Annotated in this window: 18 protein-coding genes; 6 read left to right on the top strand and 12 right to left on the bottom strand. The window is 69.8% G+C overall.

The genetic code is table 11. The features are described 5' to 3' along the window. The first annotated feature begins 87 nt into the window (after positions 1-87). From Q2K20_RS04050 to Q2K20_RS04030, 5 genes are all read left to right on the top strand, one after another. Positions 88-1,563 (top strand): aldehyde dehydrogenase, encoded by a 1,476-nt coding sequence (locus Q2K20_RS04050; RefSeq protein ID WP_119192168.1) that lies wholly within the window; start codon positions 88-90, stop codon positions 1,561-1,563. 158 nt (positions 1,564-1,721) lie between these two features. After that, complete coding sequence (locus Q2K20_RS04045; protein WP_269501891.1) at positions 1,722-2,474, top strand: SDR family oxidoreductase; 753 nt, start codon at positions 1,722-1,724, stop codon at positions 2,472-2,474. Then, a complete protein-coding gene (locus Q2K20_RS04040) occupies positions 2,471-3,502 on the top strand; it encodes an NAD(P)-dependent oxidoreductase (RefSeq protein ID WP_269501893.1) in 1,032 nt (343 codons plus the stop codon). The genes Q2K20_RS04045 and Q2K20_RS04040 overlap by 4 nt, the downstream gene beginning before the upstream one ends. Beyond that, positions 3,499-3,897 (top strand): carboxymuconolactone decarboxylase family protein, encoded by a 399-nt coding sequence (locus tag Q2K20_RS04035; RefSeq protein WP_235027930.1) that lies wholly within the window; start codon positions 3,499-3,501, stop codon positions 3,895-3,897. The genes Q2K20_RS04040 and Q2K20_RS04035 overlap by 4 nt, the downstream gene beginning before the upstream one ends. A gap of 24 nt (positions 3,898-3,921) precedes the next feature. Further along, complete coding sequence (locus tag Q2K20_RS04030; protein ID WP_159149067.1) at positions 3,922-4,581, top strand: class I SAM-dependent methyltransferase; 660 nt, start codon at positions 3,922-3,924, stop codon at positions 4,579-4,581. Between the two features lie 145 nt (positions 4,582-4,726). Here Q2K20_RS04030 and Q2K20_RS04025 read toward each other — a convergent pair whose 3' ends face one another. Together Q2K20_RS04025 and Q2K20_RS04020 are read right to left on the bottom strand one after the other, a co-directional pair. After that, positions 4,727-6,745, bottom strand: coding sequence for a vWA domain-containing protein (locus tag Q2K20_RS04025; protein ID WP_067716769.1), 2,019 nt, complete (start codon positions 6,743-6,745; stop codon positions 4,727-4,729). A 44-nt stretch (positions 6,746-6,789) separates the two neighbouring features. Beyond that, complete coding sequence (locus Q2K20_RS04020) at positions 6,790-8,196, bottom strand: sigma 54-interacting transcriptional regulator (protein ID WP_119192173.1); 1,407 nt, start codon at positions 8,194-8,196, stop codon at positions 6,790-6,792. A 46-nt stretch (positions 8,197-8,242) separates the two neighbouring features. On the opposite strand from Q2K20_RS04020, the gene Q2K20_RS04015 reads away from it, so the two are divergent. After that, positions 8,243-8,659 (top strand): YccF domain-containing protein, encoded by a 417-nt coding sequence (locus Q2K20_RS04015; RefSeq protein WP_069389572.1) that lies wholly within the window; start codon positions 8,243-8,245, stop codon positions 8,657-8,659. Positions 8,660-8,712: 53 nt separating this feature from the next. Here Q2K20_RS04015 and Q2K20_RS04010 read toward each other — a convergent pair whose 3' ends face one another. The 10 genes from Q2K20_RS04010 to Q2K20_RS03965 all read right to left on the bottom strand — a co-directional run bounded on the left by Q2K20_RS04010 (position 8,713) and on the right by Q2K20_RS03965 (position 23,483). Beyond that, positions 8,713-9,168, bottom strand: coding sequence for a carboxymuconolactone decarboxylase family protein (locus Q2K20_RS04010; protein WP_069389553.1), 456 nt, complete (start codon positions 9,166-9,168; stop codon positions 8,713-8,715). A 1-nt stretch (position 9,169) separates the two neighbouring features. Then, a complete protein-coding gene (locus Q2K20_RS04005; protein ID WP_159149066.1) occupies positions 9,170-9,523 on the bottom strand; it encodes a GNAT family N-acetyltransferase in 354 nt (117 codons plus the stop codon). 13 nt (positions 9,524-9,536) lie between these two features. Next, complete coding sequence (locus Q2K20_RS04000; RefSeq protein WP_159149065.1) at positions 9,537-10,583, bottom strand: pirin family protein; 1,047 nt, start codon at positions 10,581-10,583, stop codon at positions 9,537-9,539. Continuing rightward, positions 10,580-11,473, bottom strand: a complete 894-nt coding sequence (locus Q2K20_RS03995; protein ID WP_317176690.1) for an SDR family NAD(P)-dependent oxidoreductase — start codon at positions 11,471-11,473, stop codon at positions 10,580-10,582. The genes Q2K20_RS04000 and Q2K20_RS03995 overlap by 4 nt, the downstream gene beginning before the upstream one ends. Before the next feature lie 59 nt (positions 11,474-11,532). After that, the gene (locus Q2K20_RS03990; protein WP_119192176.1) at positions 11,533-12,390 is read right to left on the bottom strand and encodes an LLM class F420-dependent oxidoreductase; all 858 of its coding nucleotides are present in this window, start codon (positions 12,388-12,390) and stop codon (positions 11,533-11,535) included. Positions 12,391-12,469: 79 nt separating this feature from the next. After that, on the bottom strand, positions 12,470-13,600 hold the full coding sequence (locus Q2K20_RS03985) for a prenyltransferase (RefSeq protein ID WP_119192177.1): 1,131 nt from the start codon (positions 13,598-13,600) through the stop codon (positions 12,470-12,472). Positions 13,601-13,606: 6 nt separating this feature from the next. Next, a complete protein-coding gene (locus Q2K20_RS03980) occupies positions 13,607-14,326 on the bottom strand; it encodes a class I SAM-dependent methyltransferase (protein WP_119192178.1) in 720 nt (239 codons plus the stop codon). Then, positions 14,313-15,692 carry a glycosyltransferase family 4 protein gene (locus Q2K20_RS03975; RefSeq protein WP_119192179.1) on the bottom strand — a complete coding sequence of 460 codons (1,380 nt, stop codon included), beginning with the start codon at positions 15,690-15,692 and terminating at the stop codon, positions 14,313-14,315. The genes Q2K20_RS03980 and Q2K20_RS03975 overlap by 14 nt, the downstream gene beginning before the upstream one ends. 200 nt (positions 15,693-15,892) lie before the next feature. Then, the gene (locus Q2K20_RS03970) at positions 15,893-19,852 is read right to left on the bottom strand and encodes a DNA-directed RNA polymerase subunit beta' (RefSeq protein ID WP_069389560.1); all 3,960 of its coding nucleotides are present in this window, start codon (positions 19,850-19,852) and stop codon (positions 15,893-15,895) included. Between the two features lie 124 nt (positions 19,853-19,976). Then, positions 19,977-23,483, bottom strand: a complete 3,507-nt coding sequence (locus tag Q2K20_RS03965) for a DNA-directed RNA polymerase subunit beta (protein ID WP_069389561.1) — start codon at positions 23,481-23,483, stop codon at positions 19,977-19,979. Positions 23,484-23,733: the final 250 nt, after the last annotated feature.

The following is a 23,733-nucleotide window of genomic DNA, read 5'->3' as shown; positions in this document are numbered from 1 at the left end:
TCTAGACAGCTGTCCAGCCACTCTGGATCGATCCACCTCGGCATCGATCCACCGCTGAATCGACCCACCACGACGGAAGGCTCCGAAGTGACGACGAGCATCGCCGACACCGCCCCCCTGCTGATCGGCGGTGAGCTGCGACCCGCGACCGGGGGCGCCACGTTCGACGTCCTCAACCCGGCCACCGAGGAGGTCATCGGCCGGGCCGCCGACGCCGGGCGCGAGGACATGGACGCGGCCATCGCCGCCGCGCGCACCGCGTTCGACACCACCGACTGGTCCTGGGACCACGCGTTCCGTGCGCGGTGCCTGCGCCAGCTCCGCGACGCACTTCAGGGACACATCGAGGAGCTGCGGGCACTGACCATCGCCGAGGTCGGCGCGCCCCACATGTTCACGACCGGCCCCCAGCTGGAGGGGCCCGTCGCGGACCTGGGCTGGCTCGCCGACCTGGTGGAGGCCTACGAGTGGGTCACCGAGCTAGGGGAGTCCGAGATCATGGGCGTGCGCTCCAACCGCTCGACCCGGCCCGAGGCGATCGGCGTCGTCGGGGCCATCACCCCGTGGAACTTCCCCAACCAGATCAACTTCGCCAAGATCGGCCCCGCGCTGGCCGCCGGCTGCACCGTGGTGCTCAAGCCCGCCCCCGACACCCCGCTCATCGCCGCGGCCGTGGCCCGGATCGCCGCCGAGGAGACGGACATCCCCGCCGGCGTACTCAACGTGGTGTCGTCGTCCGACCACGGCCTCGGCGAACAGCTGACCACCGATCCTCGCGTCGACCTGGTCTCCTTCACCGGATCCACCGCGACCGGCAAGAAGATCATGGCCGCCGCCGCCGAGACGCTGAAGAAGGTCTTCCTCGAACTCGGCGGCAAGTCCGCCGCGGTCGTGCTGGACGACGCCGACCTGAACTCGGCGTGCTTCATGACCGCCCTCAACGCGTGTACGCACGCCGGCCAGGGTTGTGCGCTGACCACCCGCCTCGTCGTGCCCCGCGAGAGGTACGACGAGGCGGTCGAGGCGGCCAAGGGCGCCATGGCGGCATTCGCCCCGAAGGACCCCAACGACCCGGGTGCCTTCTGCGGCCCGGTCATCTCCGCGGTCCAGCGCGAGCGCATCGAGGGCTACATCGCCCTGGCGCGCCAGGAGGGCGGGACCATCGAGATCGGCGGCGGTCGCCCCACCGGCGAGGGCATGGAGCGCGGGTTCTGGGTGGAGCCGACCCTCATCTCCGGTCTCGACAACTCGGCACGCGTGGCGCAGGAGGAGATCTTCGGCCCCGTCCTGGTGGTCATCCCCCACGATGGCGACTCCGATGCGATCCGGATCGCCAACGACTCCCCGTACGGCCTGTCCGGAGCCGTGTGGGGCACCGACCCCGAGCGGATCGAGAAGGTCGTGGCCGGCATTCGCACCGGCACCCTCGGCGTCAACGGCGGCCAGTGGTACGGCGCCGACGTGCCCTTCGGCGGGTACAAGCAGTCCGGCATCGGCCGCGAGAGGGGCCGCGAGGGCTTCGAGGAGTACCTCGAGATCAAGTCCGTGGCCACCCCGGCCTGAGGCCCCGGACAGCCCCGGACAGCCCCGGAGAGCACCGGAGAGCCCGGGCACCCGGCACCACTGGCCCGGCACCTGGCCCCACACCACTCACCAGCACCACCCCATCCAGCATCACCCCACCCAACACCACCACGCCGACAGGAAGAGACACACACGACATGGGACGTTTCGACGGTAGGACCGCCATCGTGACCGGAGCCGCCGGCGGCATCGGCGAGGAGTACGCCAAGGTCCTCGCGGCCGAGGGCGCGAACGTGGTGGTCGCCGACGTGTCGACCGAGAACGGGGAGCGCGTCGCCGCGGACATCGTCGCCGCGGGCGGCCGGGCGGTCTTCCAGCACACGGACGTCTCCGACCCCGACTCGGCCAACGCCTGCGCCGAGGCCGCGGTCGAGGAGTTCGGCCGCCTGGACATCCTGGTCAACAACGCCGCGATCTTCGGCGGCATGAAGCTCGACTTCCTCATCACCGTGCCGTGGGACTACTACGAGAAGTTCATGTCGGTGAGCCTCAACGGTCAGCTGCTCATGGTCCGCGCCTGCTGGGAGAAGATGGCCGCCGCCGGCGGTGGCGCGATCGTCAACCAGTCCTCCACCGCGGCGTGGCTGTACTCGGGCTTCTACGGCCTGGCCAAGGTCGGCGTCAACGGCCTCACCCAGCAGCTCGCCACCGAGCTGGGCGGCTCGAACATCCGCATCAACGCCATCGCTCCCGGGCCGATCGACACCGAGGCCAACCGCTCCTCGACCCCGCAGTCGATCGTCAAGGAGATGGTCGACAAGCTGCCCATCAAGCGCATGGGTCAGCCGGAGGACCTGGTGGGGATGCTGCTGTTCCTGCTGTCGGACGAGGCGTCGTGGATCACCGGGCAGATCTTCAACGTCGACGGCGGACAGATCATCCGGTCATGAGCGGGCATCCGATCACGAGCGACCCGGCCCCGGCCCCCGAACAGAAGCCCGCCCTGCGGATCGGCCCCGGCGGTCCCGGCGACTCCCCCGCCCCGGTCGGGTTCATCGGCCTGGGCAACATGGGTGCGCCGATCGCGAAGCGCCTCCTGGCCTGGCCGGGCGGACTCGTGGTGTGCGACGTGCGCCCGGAGACGACCGAGCCGTTCGTCGCCGAGGGCGCCACCGCCGCCGCCACCGGTGCCGAGGTCGCCCGCACGGCGCGCCTGGTGTCGGTGACGGTGCTGGACGACGCCCAGGTGCGTGACGTCGTCGACGGACCCGAGGGGATCCTGCGCACCGCCGCACCGGGGACCGTGATCGTGGTCCACTCCACCATCGCCGACTCGACGGCTGTTGAGCTGGCCGAGGTGTGTGCGGCGGCCGGCGTCCACCTGGTGGACGCGCCGGTGTCGGGTGGCGCCCAGGGGGCGGAATCGGGTCTGCTCGCCGTGATGGTCGGTGCGCCGCGCGAGGTCTACGAGGCGTGCAAGCCGGTGTTCGCGCTGTGGGCGGGCATGCCCGTGCACGCCGGGGAGGTGGGTGCGGGCACGCGGATGAAGCTGGCCCGCAACCTCCTGCACTTCATCTCGTTCACCGCCACCGCCGAGGCCTCCCGGCTGGCCGAGGCCGCGGGCATCGACATCGCGAAACTGGGCCGGGTGGTCCGCCACACCGACGCCATCACCGGCGGCGCCGGGGCCGTGATGCTGCGGGACACCACCGCGCCGATCGCCACCGACGACTTCTGGCACGGCGTGTTCACCCACGTCCGTGGCCTGGGAGAGAAGGACCTGTCCCTCGCCCTGGGCCTGGCCGACCGGCTGGGCGTGGACCTGCCCCTGGGCACCATCGCGCTGCGCGACCTGGGCACCGGGTTCGGTGTCGGGCCGGGTGAGCTCGCCCGCCGCGCGGACGTCCGCGCGTCCGACGGCGTGTCCGGCGATGCGGGCGGGACCGGACGAGACCACGACGACGAGGAGAACCGATGAGCGACGCCGCGGACGCCGGGATGAGCCCGGAGCGCGAGCACGGTCTGGCCATGATGACCGAGGTGTACGGCTTCGAGATGTCCGACGGGCCGGGTGATTATTTCGCCGAGACCGCGGACCACCTGTTCGGCAGGATCTGGTCCCGCCCGGGCCTGAGTCACCGCGATCGCCGGTTGCTGCTCCTGGGGGCGCTGACGGCCCAGGGCAACACCGACATCGCGGACATCCAGGTGGGGGCGGCGTTGGGGAAGGACGAGCTGACGCCCGAGGAACTGGAGGAGATCGTGGTGTTCCTCTGCTACTACGCGGGCTGGCCCAACGGGACCAAACTCGGCAACGTGGTGGGCCCGCACGTGGCGCGTGCCCGCAAGGCCGCCCGCCGCGCCGAGAGCTGAGGGGCGGGCGCTAGGTTGAAACCCATGACCGCACCCGAGATCGAACCCGCGCTGCTCGCCGTAGCGCTCGCCGCCCCCGGCTTCATGCCGCTGGAGGAGGGCATCACCCTGTACGACATCGCCTGCGAGTTCCTGGGCGACGGTGTGGGAGTGGAGATCGGCACCTACTGTGGCCGCTCTACCGTGTTCCTCGGCGCGGCCGCCCGCGTGACCGGCGGCAGCATCGTCACCGTCGACCACCATCGGGGCTCCGAGGAGCACCAGCCCGGCTGGGAATACCACGACACCTCGCTGGTGGACCCGCACACCGGCCGCCTGGAGACCCTCGGCGCGTTCCGCCACACCATGTGGGACGCCCGACTCGATGACGTGGTGACCGCCGCGGTGGGCACGTCGACCCAGGTGGCCCGCGTCTGGGGCAAGCCCGCGTCGTTCGTCTTCATCGACGGAGGCCACTCCTCCGAGGCGGCGCAGGCCGACTATGAGGGCTGGGCACCATGGGTCGAGATCGGCGGGGCGCTGCTGATCCACGACGTGTTCCCGAACCCGGAGGACGGCGGCCGTCCCCCGTACGAGATCTATTGCCGCGCGCTCGAGTCGGGCCAGTTCACCGAGGTCCGGGCCGTGGACTCGCTGCGCGTGCTGCGCCGCGACTCCGGCGAGATCGGCGCGCCGATGCCCTGAGCCCCGCACGCCCCTTGACCCGCACCTCCAAGGATCCGCTACCCGGAACTCGGATCCGCTATTCCGATACGAGTAGCGGATCCCGATTCGGAGTAGCGGATTTCGTGGTTCGCGGAGAGCCGGGGCGGGGCAGCGGCGGGGTGGGTCACACCGCCCAGCGGCCGCCGGCGCTCCACGGGTCGCCGGGCGAGGGCCGACCGCGCCGTGAGTGCAGGAACCGCCCCACCACGGCTGCGCCCAGGTCGTCGACGTCCGGCGCCACCACCGTGCCGTCGACCCTCCGGGCGAGCGCGTCCAGGAATCGGGACAGACCCGGGTCGTCGCCCAGCCGGAAGAAGGTCGTCTGAGCCCCGGTGCGGGCGACCCGGTCCAACTCGTCGACGGTGATCCGGATGGTCTCGGGGTCCGGCGGGTAGGCGAACCACGGCTCCCCGCCGCTGAGCAGGTGAGCGGTGGGTTCGCCGTCGGTGACGATGAGCAGCACCGGCTGCATCGTCGGGTGCTCACGGAAGTACCGCCCGGCGAGCAGGAGCGCATGATGCAGGTTCGTGCCGGCCTCGTACTGCGCGTCCAGGGAGAGCAGGTCCTCCACTGTCCGGGTCTGGGCGAAGCGGCCGAACGAGATGAGCTGCAGCCGGTCCTGCCGGAAGCGGGTACTCACCAGGTGGTGGAGGGCCAGGGCCGTACGCTTCATCGGGACCCACCGCCCCTCCATGGCCATGGAGAACGACGTGTCCACCAGCAGCGCCACGGCGGCCTGGGTCCGCGCCTCGGTCTCCCTGACCTCGATGTCCTCGGGCAGGAGCCGGATCCCCGCACCCGTCTCGCCCCCCTCCGCGGCGATCCGGGAGATCGCATTGCCCACGGTCCTCGGCACGTCCCAGGACTCGACGTCACCGAACTCCCAGGCCCGGCTCGACCCCGTCTGCTCCCCCGCGGCCCCCGACAGCCTGGTCTCGCGCGCACCGGTCCGGCCGGACAACCGCTGCGCGGCGTCGCGGAGCAGTGATCTCCCGAGTTTGCGCAGCGCGGCCGGGGAGAGTCGGAGGTCCCCGTCCGGTCGGCGACTGAGGTACCCGGACTCGCGCATCTGTTGTTCGAGCCGCGACAGCGTCTGCACGGACACCGCCGCCTCGCGCCCGAGATGGCGGGCCACCGCCTCCAGATCGAGTTCGGACAGCGGGGACCTGTCGCTCCGGGAGAGCTGTTCGGCCAGCCGGTCGAGGTCCCCGAGTTCGGCCATGGCCGCGGTCCCCTCGGACATCCCCAGCCCCTCGGAGCCCTCGAAGTCCTCCGAGCCGTCCCAGTCCTCGCCCGGACGCAGGGACTGCAGCAGCCCGTCCAACCGGCCCAGCTGCTCCATCAACTCGGGCGAACCGAACGCCTGCTGCGACAGGGCCATGAGCTCCTCCCGCTGCTCCGGCGTCATCGAGCGCATCATCCGCTGGGCCGCGGCCGCCCGCGCGGCGAGGGTGTCGATCAACTCCTCGACGTCCTTCGGCTGCTCCGGGAACGCGTCGGAGTGCTTGTCCATGAACTCACGGAAGTCCTCGGGGGTGTCCTCTCCGCGGGCGTGCTTGTCGAGCAGTTCGGTCAGGTCCGACAACATCTCCGAGACCGCCGCCCGGTCGGCGTCGGTCGCGTTCTCCAGCGCCTGTTTCATCCCGGCGAATCGGGCGTCGAGCACCTCGGCGCCCATGAGGTCCTGGATGCGGCGGTACGCCTCGCGGGCGTCGGACGAGGCCCAGTCGTAGTCCTTGAGTTCCCCGACCGCGGCGGCCGGCGAGTCCGGCAGGTTCTCGATGGTCATCTCCCGCAGGGTGCGGTCCATCGGATCCATGGCGGTGTCGCGGGCGAGCTGTCCCCGCTCGGCGAGCAGCGCCTCGTCGAGCAGCCGGGAGACCTCCTCGAGGGTGCCGCCCAGGTGGTTCCGTTGCAGCAGTTCGCGGCGTCGACGCTGGATGCGTCCGGCCAGCTCGTCGAGGCCTGTCTGGTCGCGGCCGCCGGTGCGGAGGAACTCCCGCATGGACTGCTCCGGGGAGTACCCGGCCATGACGCCCTCGGAAACCGCGTCGAGCGCCTCGGACAGGTCGAGCGGGGGCGCGAGGGGGTCCGGCCCGCCGATGTAGCGCCCGTAGCGGGCGCGGGGCTCTGGTCGCGACATCGCGCACCTCCTGCTCCGGCGGCGCTCGGCAGCCGCCGATGCTGTCAGCCGTAGACGGCGGCGCCGTCCCCGGTCTCCTTGGACAGACGCCGTGAGAGGTAGAGCCCCTCCAGCGCCAGTTCGATCCCGCCGGCCCGCTGGCCGACGTTGGACGCCCGGACCCTGTCGGCGATCTCGTCGTAGAGCCCCGGTTCGGACAGCTCGGGCAGGGCGGCGAGGAATTCGGCGGCGGTGACGCTCGCGCCGGTCGTGAGGGTCACCGACCCGTCGAACGCGTCGACCAGCGGGGTCATGTCGATCCCCCGGAACAGTCCGCGGACGACGTCCACCGTGGCGATGCGCAGCAGGTACCGCAGGATCTCGGTCTCGCGCCCCTCCTCGCCGGGCTCGAACTCGATCTTGCCGCGCAGGACCTCGACGGCGGCGTCCACGTCGACGAGCCGTGCCACGGACTCACCCGGGTCGTCGGCACCCCGCACGGCCGCCCGCCGTCGGGCCGCCGCCGCGACGGTCTCCGCGCCGGCGATGGCGAAGCGGGCGGAGACGCCGGAGGCCTGGTTGATCGAGTCGGAGGTGCGCAGCTCGCGCGTGAACCGGGCGAGCAGTTCCATCAGCGGGTCCGGCACCTCGGCGGTCAGCTCGGCTTCCTGCCGCACGACCTCGATCTCGTCGGCCAGGTCGAGCGGGTAATGGGTCCGGATCTCGGCGCCGAACCGGTCCTTGAGCGGAGTGATGATCCGACCGCGGTTGGTGTAGTCCTCCGGGTTGGCCGAGGCCACCACCAGCACGTCCAGCGGCAGGCGCAGGACGTAGCCTCGGATCTGGACGTCCCGCTCCTCCATGACGTTGAGCAACGCCACCTGGATCCGCTCGGCCAGGTCGGGCAGCTCGTTGAGGGCCACGATCCCGCGGTTCGCACGCGGCACCAACCCGTAGTGGATGGTCTCCGGGTCACCCAGTCGGCGGCCCTCGGCCACCCTCATGGGATCGACGTCGCCGATCATGTCGGCGACGGAGGTGTCCGGGGTGGACAGTTTCTCCACGTAGCGCTCGTCACGGTGGCGCCACTGCACGGGCAGCGCATCGCCCTCACGGGCGATCCGCTCGCGCGTGGGTCCGGTGATCGGCGCGAGCGGGTCCTCACCCAACTCGGATCCGGCCACGACGGGCGACCACTCGTCCAGCAACCCGACGAGCGTGCGCAGCAGGCGGGTCTTGCCCTGACCGCGTTCGCCGAGGAGGACGATGTCGTGGCCGGCGATGATCGCCCGCTCGACCTGAGGGATCACCGTCGTGTCGAAGCCGTGCATGCCGGGCCACGGATCGCGTCCGGCGGCCAGGGCCGCGAGCAGGTTCTCGCGCAGCTCCTCCCGGAGGGTGCGGCTGGTGTATCCGGCGGCGCGCAGCTCGCCGAGAGTCTTGACGTTCGGCTTATCGCTCACACCGCCCACCGTAGCCCTGCGATGCCACTTCCGCTTCCGGCATAGGGTGGGCACCATGCGTGCAGTGCTGACCCTCGTCCTCAACATCATCTGGCTGCTGACCGCGGGCATCTGGCTGTTCCTCGGCTACGTGCTGGCCGGGATCCTCGCCTGCATCCTCATCATCACGATCCCGTTCGGGGTCGCGAGTTTCCGGATCGCCGCCTACGTGCTGTGGCCGTTCGGCCGGGAGGTCGTCGACCGGGGCCGTCCCGGCGGGGTGAGCACGGTCGCCAACGTCATCTGGTTCCTGGTGGCCGGACTGTGGCTGGCGATCGGCCACGTCGCCACGGCCGTCGCACAGGCCGTGACGATCATCGGCCTGCCCCTGGCGTGGGCCAACCTCAAGCTCATCCCGGTCACGTGCTTCCCGTTCGGCAAGGAGATCGTCCGCTCCGACCGGGCGGCGATGGTGCCGGTCGCCACCCGCTGACCGCCCGGTCGCCACCAGCTGACCACGCACCCCCGCACCGCGGCCGGGCCCGGTCAGTCCTCGATCGCCGGCTGGTGGTGGCTGGCGATCGACACCCGGTTGAAGGCGTTGATCAGCACGATCGTCCACTCGAGCGCCGAGAGCTGCTCGTCGGAGAAGTGGTCGGCGGCGGCTGCGATCGCGGCGGCACGTTCCTCGGCGTCGTCCAGCCGGGTCAGCGTCTCGGCCAGTCGTAGTGCCGCCCTCTCCTGGTCACCGAAGGCGTCGATCTCCCGCCACGCGGGCAGCAGGTCGAGCCGGTCCTGGGAGACCCCGGCCTTGCGGGCCGCCGGCACGTGGGTGGCCAGGCAGGCCGCGCAGCCGTTGAGCTGCGAGACGCGCACGTTGACCAGTTCGAGCAGCGACTCCTCCAGCCCGGCCTCGCCGGAGGCCTCCCGCGAGGCGACGGCGGTGCGGACGAACCGCTTGTAGACCTCGCGCTGGGTGCGGTCCAACTGCGGAACCCCCATGTCAGCCCTCCCCGCCGAATCGCGCCCGGTCGGCGTCCGTGGCCTCCCGGTACGCGCCGGCGAACTCGTCCGCGTTCTTGCCGAGGAAACCCTCCACCATCGAACACACCGGCACGATGGTGATCCCCTCCTCGCGCGTGGCCTCCACCGCGCCGCGCACGAGTGCGGTGCCGATGCCCCGGCCACCGAACTGCTCGTCGACCACGGTGTGGTGGAAGACGCGCTCGCCGGCGTGGTCGCGGAAATCGGCGTGGCCGGCGACCTCGCCGGAGGCGTCCCGGACCTCGAACGCCTCGGTGGAGTCGGCTCGGTCCACGGTCACGGTCGCGCCGGTCTTGTCAATGTACTCGGTCATCTGCGGTGTCCTCTCACATCGGGGTCGACTGCGCGCGCGGGTCCGGGTTGACCCGCGGTTTGAGGGTGGTGGTGGGCAGGGTGGGCGCGGGCAGCCGGGTCAGCCCCCGCGGGTCGTGGCCGATGTAGCCGTCCACGCGTCCGAAGCGCTCCGATCCGGCCTCCCACTGCTCGCGGTAGCCCGCGATCTCGTCGTGGGTCCGGCCGATGAAGTTCCACCACATGATGATGTCCTCCTCGAACGGGGTGCCACCGATGAGGACCGCCCGCCCGGCGGTGGTGCCGGTGTTGCAGATCGTCAGGGTGGTCTCGCCGACGCCGGTGTACGCGAGATGGCTGACCTCGACGTCGACGCCCTCGAGGGTCAGATCACCGGAGTCGACGAGCAGCCCGTGCTCGAAGGACGGGTCGACGTCCAGTCGCAGTTCGCCGCCGGGGTCGAGCCGGAGCTCCGCGGCGACGAGGGGGGTGTAGGTGGTGACCGACGACGACGAGCCCAGCAGCGACCCCATGAACACCCGCGCCGATCCGCCGGCGAATCCGACGGGGTCGGGCACGTGGTGGTCGAACCTGCGGCCGCTGCTCTCGCGGTGTTCCTCGGGTAGCACGGTCCACAGCTGCACGCCGTGCAGGACGGTGGTGTCCTGGGTCGAGACCTCGGTGTGGCAGATGCCTGCGCCGGAGGTCATGAGGTTGACCTCCCCCGGGCGCACCACAGCATGGTTGTCCCCGGAGTCGTGATGGGTGACGCTGCCCTCGAAGAGCCAGCTCACGGTCTGCAGGCCGGTGTGCGGGTGCGAGGGCACGTCCATGCCTCCGGTGGCCGAGACGTCATCGGGTCCGTAGTGGTCGACGAAGCAGAAGGCGCCGATGAGCGAGCGCTGGCGCTGCGGCAGCGTCCGGCGGACCGTCATCGCCCGCGGCCCGCCCAGGGGCACCTCGCGGGAGGTGATGATCTCCACGGCGGCCGCGCCGGGTTGTGCGTCCTCCGAACGGGGCCCGCCCGGCGCACCGCCGGCCTCGCACTCGATCTCGGGCGGGTCGGGGTCGAGGTTGCTCATTCGACGACCTCGCTCATCTCGGCCCGGGCGTCGACGGCCTCGCGGCGCAGCTCCAGCGTCTTGGCGTTGATCTTCCCGCCCAGCGCCAGGACGAGCGCCTTGTCCACGACCGCCACCGGCAGGTGGTCCAGGAGACGTCGGCCGAGGTCCCATCGCACGGCGTAGCGGCGGCGGGAGCGCGCGGTGGTGCCGGCAGTCCACACCGCCTCGGCGAGGACGGACGGGTCGGTGGCCTTGTCGTCCTCACCGGCGGCCATCTCCCCCATCACCGCGGCCATCGCGGCGAACGGCGAACCGGGGGCGGTCGATTCCTGGAAGCGCCGCCGGATCGAGGCGGTCATCCCGGTGCGGAACGGACCCGGTTGGACGAGCACGACGTCCAGGCCGAGGAACATCAGCTCGCGCCGCAGCGCGTCACCGTAGGCCTCGATCGCGTGCTTGCTCATGGCGTAGGCGCCGTTCATCGGCATGCCGTGCTGGGGGCCGGTCTCGGAGCTGATGAGGACCACCCTCCCGCGGGTCTCCCGGAGCAGGTCCCACAGGGCGTGGACGGTGCGCACGGTGCCCATGACGTTGACATCCAGGACCTGCTGCACCCGGTCCGGATCGGTCTCGGCCAGCGGCCCGATCCCGAGGACGCCCGCGAACGTGACGAGCGCGTCGAGGCGACCGTGCTCGCGTCGGACCCGGTCGGCCAGGGCGGTGAGCGAGGTGGAGTCGGTGACGTCCGCGGCGTGGGGCGTGATGCGGTCACCGCCGGGCGGTGCCTGGAGGTCGACGGCCACGACGTGCCAGCCCCGCGAGGCGTAGAGCGCGGTGGTGGCCGCCCCGAGGCCGCCCCCGGCTCCGGTGACGACGACGACGGGGGCGGCGGGCGCGCTGGTGTCCATACCCTGACGGTACCGGCGTGCGGAGTCCCGGTGGGGCTGTCCAGGTGGCCCCGCCCGCCTCAGACCAGGGCGTTGAGGCCGAGTTTGCCGGCGAGGCGGTCGATGTAGGCCAGGACCTCGTCCTCGGTCCGATCCGGGGTTCCGTAGACGAGCTCGTGGACGCCGAGCTCGCGGTAGGCGTCGATCTTCTCGTGATCCGGTTTCCCGTCGAGGACCACGATGTAGGGCTCGCCCTCCCGACCTGCCTCGGCCCACAGTTCCCGCAGCGTCCGTACGCTGCCGGCGATGTCCTGGGAGATCGGGGTGGTCATCCAGCCGTCGGCGCTGCGGCAGATCCACCTGAGGTTCTTCTCGGTGCCGGCCGCTCCCACGAGGGTGAGCGGGCCGGGAGTGCGGGCGGTCTTGGGCCAGGCCCAGCTGGGACCGAAGTCCACGAACTCACCGTGGTACTCGGCCTCGTCGCGCGTCCACAGCTCCCGCATGGCCTCGAGGTACTCGCGGAGCATGGTGCGCCGACGCTTCGGCGGCACGTTGTGGTCGGCCATCTCGTCCAGATTCCAGCCGTACCCCACGCCGAGCACGGTGCGCCCGTCGGAGAGGTGGTCGACCGACGCGATGGTCTTGGCCAACGTGACGGGGTCGCTCTCCACCGGGATGGACACGGCGGTCCCGAGACGGATGGTCGACGTGACCGCCGCGGCGGCGCCGAGGGCGACCCACGGGTCCAGGGTGCGGCTGTACCGCTCATCGGGGAGCTCGGCGCCGCCGGTGCCCGGGTGCGCGGCCTCGCGCCGCACCGGGATGTGCGTGTGCTCGGGAACGTAGAACGCGGAGAACCCGGCCCGCTCGGCGGCCACGGCGGCCGTGGTCGGCCGGATGCCCCGGTCACTGGTGAACAGGGTCAGTCCGAATTCCATGCGTTCTCCCTCGTGCGCAGCGTCGACCCGCCGCCTGACACCTGATCAGACAGGTGTCCAGCGGCGGTGTCGCCACAGACTAGCGCACGACTGCGGCGGGTGGGCAGACCTCGCCCGCCACGCAGTCGGCCGGATCCCCCGGCTGGGACTGCAGACGCTGCATGGTGTGGTGCGAGACGTAGCGGAAGATCTCGTTGCCCGGGGTGGTGCGAGATAGGGCGTCCGCCGCCAGCAACATGACGGCCGCGGTCCATGTGCTCAGCTCGACCGGCCACCGCTTGCCGTCGGCGAAGACGAGTCCGGTCCAGTAGGAGCCGTCGGTGTCCCGCAGGTGCTGCATGTTGGTGAACTGCGCGAGCGCCTGCTCGTGTCGCCCGGCCGCCTCCAGGGCGAGGACCAGCTCGCACGTCTCGGCCCCGGTGACCCACGGCCGGTGGTCGACGCAGCGGATGCCCAGGCCGTCCACCACGAAGTCGTCCCACCGGGAGTCGAGCCGCGCCTGTGCCTGGTCCCCCACCATCACACCGGCCAGGACCGGGTAGTACCAGTCCATGGAGAACTCGTCCTTGGGTGTGAAGAGCTCGGGGTGGGCGCGCAGCGCATGGCCCAGCCGGTCGGCGGCGGCGTCCCAGTCCGGCGCGCTCCCGCCGAGTTCCTCGGCGATCGCGACGCCGCAGCGCAGCGCGTGGTGGATGCTGGACGAGCCGGTGACCAGCGCCTCCTCGCAGAAGCCGTCGGGTCCGGCGCCCCACCACATCTGCCCCTCGGGACCCTGGAAGGTCAGCACCAGGTCGAGTGCCCGGCGCACCATCGGCCACATCGACTCGAGGAACCCGGGCCTGGCGCTCACCAGGTGGTGGTGCCACACGCCCACCGCGACGTACGCGCAGAAGTTGGAATCGATGTCACCGTCGGCGACGTGGTCGTCCTGCCACTTCATCGGCCACGACCCGTCGCCCCGCTGGGTGTCCCGGAGGAACCCGTACGCCCTCTCGGCGGCCTCCCACTGACCCGCGACGGACAGGCCCATCGCCGATTCCACGTGATCCCAGGGGTCGGTGTGACCGCCGGTGAACCACGGGATCTCACCGTTGGGTTTCTGGACGGAGGCGAGCCACTCGCCGGTGGCGCGGACCGCGTCGGCGTCGAGGACCCCGGGCACGGCGGGGACCGGACGTTGGCTGGTGACTCCGGTGTTGGGCGTCTGCACGGACGATCAGGCCTCCACGGGCTTACGCAGGTAGAACACGATGGACTTGCCCATCACCGGGTTGAGCACCTTCTCGGCGGTGCGGGTGATCCAGGGCCCCTTCATCAGGTCCCATACGAGCAGCTTGTGGTACGCCTTCGGCAACGGGTGGTCGTCGTTCTCCGTGCCCACCGCGCACTTGAGCCACCAGTACGGGGCGTGCAGCGCGTGGGCGAACCCGGTGCCGGTGACCTCCAGGCCCGCCGCGCGGAGCTTGAACCCCAACTCCTCGGCGGTGTAGATCCGGCAGTGCCCACCCGGGTTGGAGTGGTAGGCGTCGGACAGCTTCCAGCAGAGCTTCTCCGGCCACTCACGCGGCACGGTCACCGCGGCGACGCCGCCCGGCTTGAGGATCCGCACCAGTTCGGCGATGGCCTTGGTGTCCTCCGGGACGTGTTCGAGCACCTCGGAGATGAGCACCAGATCGAAGGTCGCGTCCTCGTACGGCATGTTGAGCGCGTCCCCGGTGACGGCCTCCCCCTTCGAGGTGGGCAGCCCCTCGCCCTCGGCCTCCATGGCGGCGAGCATGTCGGAGACCTGCTGCATCTCGTCGGCGTTCTGGTCGAACGCCGTGACGTCCGCGCCACGCCGGTAGAGCTCGAAGGTGTGACGACCGAGGCCGGCCCCCACGTCGATGGCTCGCATACCGGGGGTGACCCCGAGACGGTCGAAATCAGCGGTCAGCATGCGCGTCCTCCTGCTCACGGATGGTGTACTCACCGGACTCCGGGAGCACCTCGGGCACGTCATCGGTGACGTGCTCGTCGATCTCGGTCTGATCCGGCCCGAGGACCGGCCCGGCCGTCAGGTCCGGCAGCGCGTCGCCGCGGACCCGGGCGATAGCGGCCTCGTAGACCTCGACGGTCCGGCGGGCGACGGCGGCCCAGCTGTAACGCTCCATGACCCGTGCACGGCCGCCCTGAGAGAGGCGTTGCCGCTCGGCCGGGTCGGACAGCAGCGCGCTGATCTCACGGGCCAGCGCGTCGACGTCGCCCGGCTCGACCAGGCGGGCCGCCGAGTCGTCCGTGCCGACTACCTCCGGCAGCGCGCCGGCACGCGTCGCGACGAGAGCGCAGCCGCTGGACATGGCCTCCACCGCAGGCAGGGAGAATCCCTCGTACATACTCGGCACGACCGCGATCTCGGCCGACCCGACGAGATCGGCGAGCTCGTCGTCGTCGACCCCGGACACCAGGTCCACCGCGTCCCTCAGGCCCAGCTTGTCGAGCAGCCTGGCAGCCTCGCCCTTGCGCTTGAGCTTGGACACCAGCGTCAGGCGCACGCCCGGGTGCTCCTCGCGGACCCTGGCCAGCGCGCGCAACAGGACCGGCACGCCCTTGAGCGGCTGATCGGCACTGGCCACGCAGACCAGGCGGCCGGGCTCGCGCACGCGACGATGGTGGAACCGGTCGGTGTCCACGCCCAGCGGGATGGTGACGATGCGAACCGGATCGACACCGAAGTCGGTGGCGATGTCATCGGCGGAGTTGCTGGAGACCGTGATGATCTCCTGCAGCTTGCGGGAGACCCGCATCTGCATGCCCAGGAACCCGAACCAGCGCCACGTGGTGATCTTCTTGCGCAGCGGGGCCTCCTTCATGGCCAGCGCGCGATCCCGCGTGATGGGGTGGTGCACCGTGGCCACGACGGGGAAACCCGCCTTCTCCAGGTCCAGCAGGCCGGATCCCAGGCACTGGTTGTCGTGCACCACGTCGAAGTCGTCCAGACGCTCCCGGAGTGTGCGCGCGGCCCGCATGCTGAACGTCCGCGGCTCCGGGAACCCAGCGGTCCACATGGTGACCACCTCGAGCACGTCGATGAGGTCGCGGATCTCCCGCGGGTGCGGGGTACGGAACGGGTTCGCGTCGTTGTAGAGGTCCAGACTCGGGACCTCGGTGAGCGTGGGGCCCGGGTCGAGTTCCGGGTAGGGCTGACCGGAGAACACCTCGACCGTGTGTCCGAGTGCCGCCAACTCGCGGCTGAGGTGACGGACGTAGACGCCCTGGCCCCCGCCGTGCGGCTTGCTCCGGTACGAGAGCAGCGCGATCCGCACCGTCGATCGCCTCCTTCATGGTCGTCGGCCCGCCGTCGGCGAGTGTCGCGGGCCGCGACGGGCACATCGGGAAAGTCTAGAACACGTTCGCCCCGATCCCACACACGGCCGGACGAACGCACCGGACCCCCGGCGCGAGAGGCGCTCGGGGGTCCGGTGTCGGTGTCACTCCACGGTCGGTTAGTCGCCGTGGGGCCTGCTCAGTAGCCCAGGTCGTCCAGGCGGACCGAGGCGCCGGTGGCGTCCCCGAACCCGTCCTCGGGACCGTAGAAACCATCGCCGTAGTCCGGGATGGAGTACGCGGCGGCGCGGGCCTCCTCGGTGGGCTCGACCGTCGAGTTCCGGTAGCGGTTGATACCGGTACCCGCCGGGATGAGCTTACCGATGATGACGTTCTCCTTGAGGCCCACGAGCTTGTCCGACCGCTTGTTGATGGCGGCGTCGGTGAGCACGCGGGTGGTCTCCTGGAAGGAGGCAGCCGAGAGCCACGAGTCCGTGGCCAGCGAGGCCTTGGTGATGCCCATGAGGACCGGACGCGCCGAGGCCGGCGAGCCGCCCTCGGTGAGCACGCGGCGGTTCTCCGCCGTGAGCTCGGCACGCTCCACGAGCGCACCGGGCAGGAACTCGGTGCTGTTCGAGTCGTTGATCGCGACTCGACGCATCATCTGACGGACGATGACCTCGAGGTGCTTGTCGTGGATCGACACACCCTGCGCACGGTAGACCTTCTGCACCTCGTCGACGAGGAACTTCTGGACACCGTTGGGGCCGAGGATGGCCAGCACCTCGTGCGGATCGGCCGGGCCCTCGAGGAGGGCCTGCCCGCGCTCGAGGTGATCGCCGTCCGCGATCGGGCGGGAGGAGCCGTCCTCCAGCTCGATATGGGCCAGGCCTTGGCGCTTCGACAGCTTCTCGTAGACGATCTCGTCCGCACCGTTGTCCGGCACGATCGTGATCGTGTAGAAGCGCTCCTCCTCCTCGAGACGGATCCGGCCCGCCTCCTCGGCGATCGGCGCCTTGCCCTTTGGAACACGAGCCTCGAAGAGCTCCTGCACGCGCGGGAGACCGCCGGTGATGTCGTCACCGACGCCACCCTGGTGGAAGGTACGCATCGTCAGCTGGGTGCCCGGCTCACCGATCGACTGGGCGGCGACGATGCCGACGGCCTCGCCGATGTCCACCAGGAGACCGGTGGCCATCGAGCGGCCGTAGCAGGTCGCACAGACGCCGGTACCGGTGGTGCAGGTGAGGACCGACCGGACCTTGACCTTCTCGATGCCGGCGACGATCAGCGCCTCGATGTTCGGGTCACCGAGGTCGGTGCCCGCGGCGACGATCACGTTGCCGTCGGCGTCGAGCGCGTCCTCCGCGAGCGTCCGGGCGAACGTCGAGGTCTCGACGTGCTCGTCGCGCTCGAGGGACCCGGTCGGGCTGCCGTGGACGTCCATCACCGGGCGGGCGATGGTCGTCTCGACACCCTTCGACGTCCCACAGTCGGTCTCGCGCACGATGACGTCCTGCGAGACGTCGACGAGACGACGGGTGAGGTAACCCGAGTCGGCGGTACGCAGGGCGGTGTCGGCCAGACCCTTACGGGCGCCGTGCGTGTTCATGAAGTACTCGAGCACGGTCAGGCCCTCGCGGAACGAGGACTTGATCGGCTGCGGGATGAACTCGCCGTTCGGACGCGTCACCAGACCCTTCATGCCCGCGAGCGAGCGGATCTGGGTCATGTTGCCCGCCGCGCCCGACTTCACGATCGTCGGGATCGGGTTGGAGTCCGGGTAGTTCTCCTCCATGGCCTGACCGATCTCGTCGGTGGCCTCCTGCCAGAGCTTGACCAGGTCCGACTTGCGCTCCTCGTCGGTGATCTTGCCGAGGTCGTACTGCGACTCCAGGCGCGCGGCCTTCGCGTCGTACGAGGCGAGGATCTCCTTTTTGGCCGGCGGGACCAGCACGTCGGACATGGCGATGGTGACACCCGAGCGGGTGGCCCAGTAGAAACCGGTGTCCTTGAGCTTGTCCACCGTCTGCGCCACGACGATCATCGGGTAGCGCTCGGCCAGGTCGTTGATGATGACGGCCTGACGCTTCTTGGGCATCTGCTCGTTGACGAACGGGTAGTCCGCCGGGAGCAGTTCGTTGAACATCACGCGACCGAGGGTGGTCACGGTCAGCCACTCCTGGCCCTGCGTCCAGCCCTCGGGGAACTGCTCGGCCTCGACGTCGGTCGACGGACGCTGGTGCGTCAGTCGGACCTGGATCGGGGCGTGGATGTCCAGCACGCCGAGGTCGACGGCCATGATGGCCTCCGACGGCGTCGAGTACACGCCCACGGCGGGGGTGTCCTCGGAGGCCGGGACGTACGAGCCGGTCGCACCCTCGTCCAGACGGGTGAGGTAGTACAGGCCGGTCACCATGTCCAGACGCGGCATGGCGAGCGGACGACCCGACGCCGGCGACAGGATGTTGTTCGAGGCGAGCATGAGGATGCGCGCCTCGGCCTGCGCCTCCGCGGACAGCGGGAGGTGCACGGCCATCTGGTCACCGTCGAAGTCGGCGTTGAAGGCCTCACACACGAGCGGGTGCAGCTGGATGGCCTTGCCCTCGACGAGCTGCGGCTCGAACGCCTGGATGCCGAGGCGGTGCAGCGTGGGCGCACGGTTGAGCATCACCGGGTGTTCGGCGATGACCTCTTCGAGCACGTCCCACACCTGGTCGCGCTGACGCTCGACCATGCGCTTGGCGGACTTGATGTTCTGCGCGTGGTTGAGGTCTACCAGACGCTTCATGACGAAGGGCTTGAACAGCTCGAGCGCCATCAGCTTGGGCAGACCACACTGGTGCAGCTGCAGCTGTGGGCCCACGACGATCACGGAACGACCGGAGTAGTCGACGCGCTTGCCGAGCAGGTTCTGACGGAACCGGCCCTGCTTGCCCTTGAGCAGATCCGAGAGCGACTTGAGCGGGCGGTTGCCCGGGCCCGTGACGGGCCGGCCACGCCGGCCGTTGTCGAACAGCGCGTCGACGGACTCCTGCAGCATCCGCTTCTCGTTGTTGACGATGATCTCGGGGGCGCCGAGATCCATCAGCCGCTTGAGGCGGTTGTTGCGGTTGATCACCCGACGGTAGAGGTCGTTGAGGTCCGAGGTGGCGAAGCGGCCACCGTCGAGCTGGACCATCGGACGCAGCTCCGGTGGGATCACCGGGACGGCCCCGAGGACCATCGCGGCCGGGTGGTTGCCCGACTGCAGGAACGCGGAGACGACCTTGAGGCGCTTCAGGGCGCGGATCTTCTTCTGACCCTTGCCGTTGCGGATGATCTCCCGCAGCGACTCGGCCTCGGCGGCCAGGTCGAAGTTCAGCAGCAGCGCCTGGATCGCCTCGGCGCCCATGCCGCCCTCGAAGTACTCGCCGAAGCGGTCCTCGAGCTCGCGGTAGATGCCCTCGTCGACGATGATCTGGTTGACGTCGAGCTTGGTGAAGGTGGTCCAGATCTCGTCGAGACGGTCCAGCTCGCGCTGGGCCGACTCGCGGATCTTCTTCATCTCCTTCTCGCCGCCGTCCTTCACCTTGCGGCGCTGGTCGGCCTTGGCACCCTCGGCCTCGAGCTCGGCGAGATCGGCTTCGAGCTTCCGCGCGCGGGCCTCGATGTCGGAGTCCCGCTCGTCCTCGATGATCTTGCGCTCCTCGAGGACCTGGGCCTCGAGGGTGCTGAGCTCGTTGTGACGCAGCTCGGTGTCGACGCCGGTGATGACGTAGGCGGCGAAGTAGATGATCTTGTCGAGGTCCTTGGGCGCCAGGTCCAGCAGGTAACCCAGGCGCGACGGGACGCCCTTGAAGTACCAGATGTGGGTGACGGGCGCGGCCAGCTCGATGTGGCCCATGCGCTCGCGGCGGACCTTGGCACGGGTCACCTCGACGCCGCAGCGCTCACAGATGATCCCCTTGAAGCGCACGCGCTTGTACTTGCCGCAGTAGCACTCCCAGTCCCGGGTGGGGCCGAAGATCTTCTCGCAGAACAGGCCCTCCTTCTCCGGCTTGAGGGTGCGGTAGTTGATGGTCTCCGGCTTCTTGACCTCGCCGTAGGACCAGTTACGGATGTCCTCGGCCGTCGCGAGGCTGATGACCAGCTCGTCGAAGTAGTTGACGTCCTGCACGTAGGCGTCCTTTCCCGGGTGGGATGATGGCGGGCCCTCGCGGGGTGGGGCCGGGGGCCCGCCGTGGTGGAACTGAATTCTTCGGGTGCGGGGCGGGCGACAGGGCTGCCGCCCGCCCGCCTACTTACTGCGCCAGCTCGTCGGCCGCCGAGGACTCGTCGCGCGAGAGGTTGATCCCCAGGTTCGCGGCGGTGCGGTCGAGATCGTCGTCGTCGCCCTCACCCAGGGAGACAGCCTGGCCGTCGCTGGAGAGCACCTCCACGTTGAGGCACAGCGACTGCAGCTCCTTGAGAAGCACCTTGAAGGACTCCGGGATACCCGGCTCCGGGATGTTCTCGCCCTTGACGATCGCCTCGTAGACCTTCACGCGGCCCACGACGTCGTCGGACTTGATCGTCAGCAGCTCCTGCAGCGTGTACGCCGCGCCGTAGGCCTGCATCGCCCAGCACTCCATCTCACCGAATCGCTGGCCACCGAACTGGGCCTTACCGCCGAGCGGCTGCTGGGTGATCATCGAGTACGGACCGGTCGAACGCGCGTGGATCTTGTCGTCCACGAGGTGGTGCAACTTGAGGATGTACATGTAGCCCACGGACACCGGGTACGGGAAGGGCTCGCCGGAGCGACCGTCGAAGAGGGTCGCCTTGCCGTCGGCCTGCACCATGCGCTCGCCGTCACGGTTCGGCAGGGTGCAGCCGAGCAGACCGGTGATCTCCGTGTCCGCCGCGCCGTCGAAGACGGGCGTGGCCGTGTTGGTGCCGGCCTCGACGCTGTGGATCTCCTCCGGCAGCTTGGTCGCCCAGTCGGGCAGGGAGCCGTCCGCCTCACGCGGGACCTCCCAGCCGGCCTTGGCCAGCCAGCCGAGGTGGGTCTCCATGATCTGACCGATGTTCATACGACGCGGGACGCCGTGCGTGTTGAGGATGATGTCCACCGGCGTGCCGTCGGGCATGAACGGCATGTCCTCGGCGGGGAGGATCTTGCCGATGACGCCCTTGTTGCCGTGGCGGCCGGCGAGCTTGTCGCCGTCCTGGATCTTGCGCTTCTGCGCGACGTAGACGCGCACCAGCTCGTTGACACCGGGGGGCAGATCGTCGTCGTCGTCCCGCGAGAAGACGCGGACGCCGATGACCTTGCCGGACTCACCGTGGGGCACCTTGAGCGAGGTGTCGCGCACCTCGCGCGCCTTCTCACCGAAGATGGCGCGCAGCAGGCGCTCCTCCGGGGTCAGCTCGGTCTCACCCTTCGGCGTGACCTTGCCGACGAGGACGTCACCGTCACGGACCTCGGCGCCGATGCGCACGATGCCGCGGTCGTCGAGGTCCGCCAGGACCTCGTCGGAGACGTTGGGGATGTCCCGCGTGATCTCCTCGGCGCCCAGCTTGGTGTCGCGGGCGTCGATCTCGTGCTCCTCGATGTGGATGGACGTGAGCACGTCCTCCTCCACCAGGCGCTGCGAGAGGATGATCGCGTCCTCGTAGTTGTGGCCCTCCCACGGCATGATCGCGACGAGCAGGTTCTTGCCCAGCGCCATCTCGCCGTTCTCGGTGCAGGGGCCGTCGGCCAGGACCTGGCCGACCTCGACGCGGTCACCCTCGTCGACGATCGGACGCTGGTTGGAGCAGGTGCCCTGGTTCGAGCGCGCGAACTTCGACAGGCGGTAGGTCTGACGCCCGCCGTCGTCGTCCATCACGGTGATGAAGTCGGCCGAGACCTCCTCCACCATGCCCGGGGCGGTGTTGACGACCACGTCGCCGGCGTCCACGGCCGCGCGCAGCTCCATGCCGGTGCCGACGAGCGGCGCCTCGGAACGCACGAGCGGCACGGACTGCCGCTGCATGTTCGCGCCCATCAGGGCACGGTTGGCGTCATCGTGCTCGAGGAACGGGATCATCGCGGTGGCCACGGAGACCATCTGCCGCGGCGAGACGTCCATGTAGTCGACGTCGCCCGGCTCGACCATCTCGACATCACCGTGCTTCTTGCGCACGAGGATGCGGTCCTCGACGAAGCGGCCGTCGGCGTCGATCTCCGAGTTGGCCTGCGCGACGACGTAGCGGTCCTCCTCGTCGGCGGTGAGGTAGTCCACCTGATCGGTGACGACGCCCTCGTAGACGCGGCGGTACGGGGTCTCGATGAAGCCGAACGGGTTGACCCGCGCGTACACCGAGAGCGAACCGATCAGACCGATGTTCGGACCCTCGGGGGTCTCGATCGGGCACATGCGGCCGTAGTGCGAGGCGTGCACGTCACGGACCTCGAGCCCGGCGCGCTCACGCGACAGACCACCGGGGCCCAGCGCGGACAGACGACGCTTATGGGTCAGACCCGACAACGGGTTGTTCTGGTCCATGAACTGCGACATCTGGGAGGTTCCGAAGAACTCCTTGAGCGCCGCCGTGATGGGCCGGATGTTGATCAGCGACTGCGGGGTGATCGCCTCGGAGTCCTGCGTGGTCATGCGCTCGCGGACGACACGCTCCATGCGGGACAGGCCGACGCGGACCTGGTTCTGGATGAGCTCACCGACGGTACGCAGACGACGGTTGCCGAAGTGGTCGATGTCGTCGACCTCGACCGGCACCTCGCGGCCACCGGCCACCTGCATCGAGTCGTCGCCCGCGTGGAGGCGCACGAGGTACTCGATGGTGGCGGCGATGTCCTCGCGGGTGAGCGTCGTGGTGGCGTCACCCTCGGGGTCGGGCAGGCCGAGCTTGCGGTTGACCTTGTAACGACCGACGCGGGCCAGGTCGTAACGCTTCTCCTTGAAGAACAGGTTCTCCAGGAGCGCCTCCGCGGACTCGCGGGTCGGCGGCTCGCCCGGGCGCAGCTTGCGGTAGATCTCGAGCAGGGCCTGGTCGGTGTCCTCGACCGTGTCCTTCTCGAGCGTGGACATCATGATCTCGGAGAAGCCGTAACGCTCCTTGATCTCGGTGGTCGTCCACCCGAGGGCCTTGAGCAGGACGGTGACCGACTGGCGACGCTTGCGGTCGATGCGGACGCCGACGGTGTCGCGCTTGTCGACGTCGAACTCGAGCCACGCGCCACGCGACGGGATGACCTTGACGGAGTGGACGTCCCGCTCCGTGGACTTGTCACGCGAGCGATCGAAGTACACGCCCGGCGACCGGACGAGCTGGGAGACGACGACCCGCTCGGTGCCGTTGATGATGAACGTGCCCTTGTCGGTCATCATGGGGAAATCACCCATGAAGACCGTCTGGGACTTGATCTCACCGGTCTCGGTGTTCTCGAACTCGGCCGTGACGAACAGGGGCGCCTCGTAGGTGCGATCCTTTTCGCGGCAGTCCTCGAGGGACGCCTTGACCTCTTCGAAGTAGGGCTCCGAGAACGAGAGCGACATCGATCCGGAGAAGTCCTCGATCGGGGAGATCTCCTTGAGGATGGACTCCAGGCCTCCCTCGAGGTTCGTGGTACCGCGCGAGGCGGCCCTCTCTTGCCACTCCTCCGAGCCGATGAACCACTCGAACGACTCCGTCTGGAGGTCGAGCAGCCCCGGGACCGGCAACGGCTCGGAGAGTTTCGCGAACGAAACCCTCCGGGGCGCACCGGGAACGGTGGAGACTGACGTGGTCTGGCGGGAGACTGCCAAGATGGGTCCTTCCAGCACCTCACGTGATCACCACGGGCGGTGACCACAGATGTATCTGCGAGCGGTCCGCCGACGGGTATCCACCCAGGTCCGCCGCGATATCGAGGGCTCGGAAAGCACCCGGCGGAACCGGGAGTGAGCCGTCACGGACGGACGGGAGGGCAAATAGCAGCCAGCGCAACGACCTAATCTAGCGGAAGGCGGCGACAAAGTCCAGCCTGCAACGGAGTGTCCCCCGGAGGCTGGTCACATGCGTGGTCCGGCGTCC

This window comes from Dietzia sp. IN118 (assembly GCF_032905965.1).
Taxonomy (GTDB): Bacteria; Actinomycetota; Actinomycetes; order Mycobacteriales; family Mycobacteriaceae; genus Dietzia; species Dietzia kunjamensis.
This window is presented reverse-complemented; position numbering and strand designations above follow the sequence as displayed.

Excerpts from the sequence above, each read along its gene's own strand:
- Q2K20_RS04030 (WP_159149067.1), top strand. The coding sequence starts at position 3,922 with ATGACCGCACCCGAGATCGAACCCGCGCTGCTCGCCGTAGCGCTCGCC.
- Q2K20_RS04010 (WP_069389553.1), bottom strand. The coding sequence starts at position 9,168 with ATGGGGGTTCCGCAGTTGGACCGCACCCAGCGCGAGGTCTACAAGCGG.
- Q2K20_RS04000 (WP_159149065.1), bottom strand. The coding sequence starts at position 10,583 with ATGAGCAACCTCGACCCCGACCCGCCCGAGATCGAGTGCGAGGCCGGC.
- Q2K20_RS04005 (WP_159149066.1), bottom strand. The coding sequence starts at position 9,523 with ATGACCGAGTACATTGACAAGACCGGCGCGACCGTGACCGTGGACCGA.
- Q2K20_RS03995 (WP_317176690.1), bottom strand. The coding sequence starts at position 11,473 with ATGGACACCAGCGCGCCCGCCGCCCCCGTCGTCGTCGTCACCGGAGCC.
- Q2K20_RS04025 (WP_067716769.1), bottom strand. The coding sequence starts at position 6,745 with ATGTCGCGACCAGAGCCCCGCGCCCGCTACGGGCGCTACATCGGCGGG.
- Q2K20_RS04045 (WP_269501891.1), top strand. The coding sequence starts at position 1,722 with ATGGGACGTTTCGACGGTAGGACCGCCATCGTGACCGGAGCCGCCGGC.
- Q2K20_RS03990 (WP_119192176.1), bottom strand. The coding sequence starts at position 12,390 with ATGGAATTCGGACTGACCCTGTTCACCAGTGACCGGGGCATCCGGCCG.
- Q2K20_RS04015 (WP_069389572.1), top strand. The coding sequence starts at position 8,243 with ATGCGTGCAGTGCTGACCCTCGTCCTCAACATCATCTGGCTGCTGACC.
- Q2K20_RS04035 (WP_235027930.1), top strand. The coding sequence starts at position 3,499 with ATGAGCGACGCCGCGGACGCCGGGATGAGCCCGGAGCGCGAGCACGGT.
- Q2K20_RS03980 (WP_119192178.1), bottom strand. The coding sequence starts at position 14,326 with ATGCTGACCGCTGATTTCGACCGTCTCGGGGTCACCCCCGGTATGCGA.
- Q2K20_RS04040 (WP_269501893.1), top strand. The coding sequence starts at position 2,471 with ATGAGCGGGCATCCGATCACGAGCGACCCGGCCCCGGCCCCCGAACAG.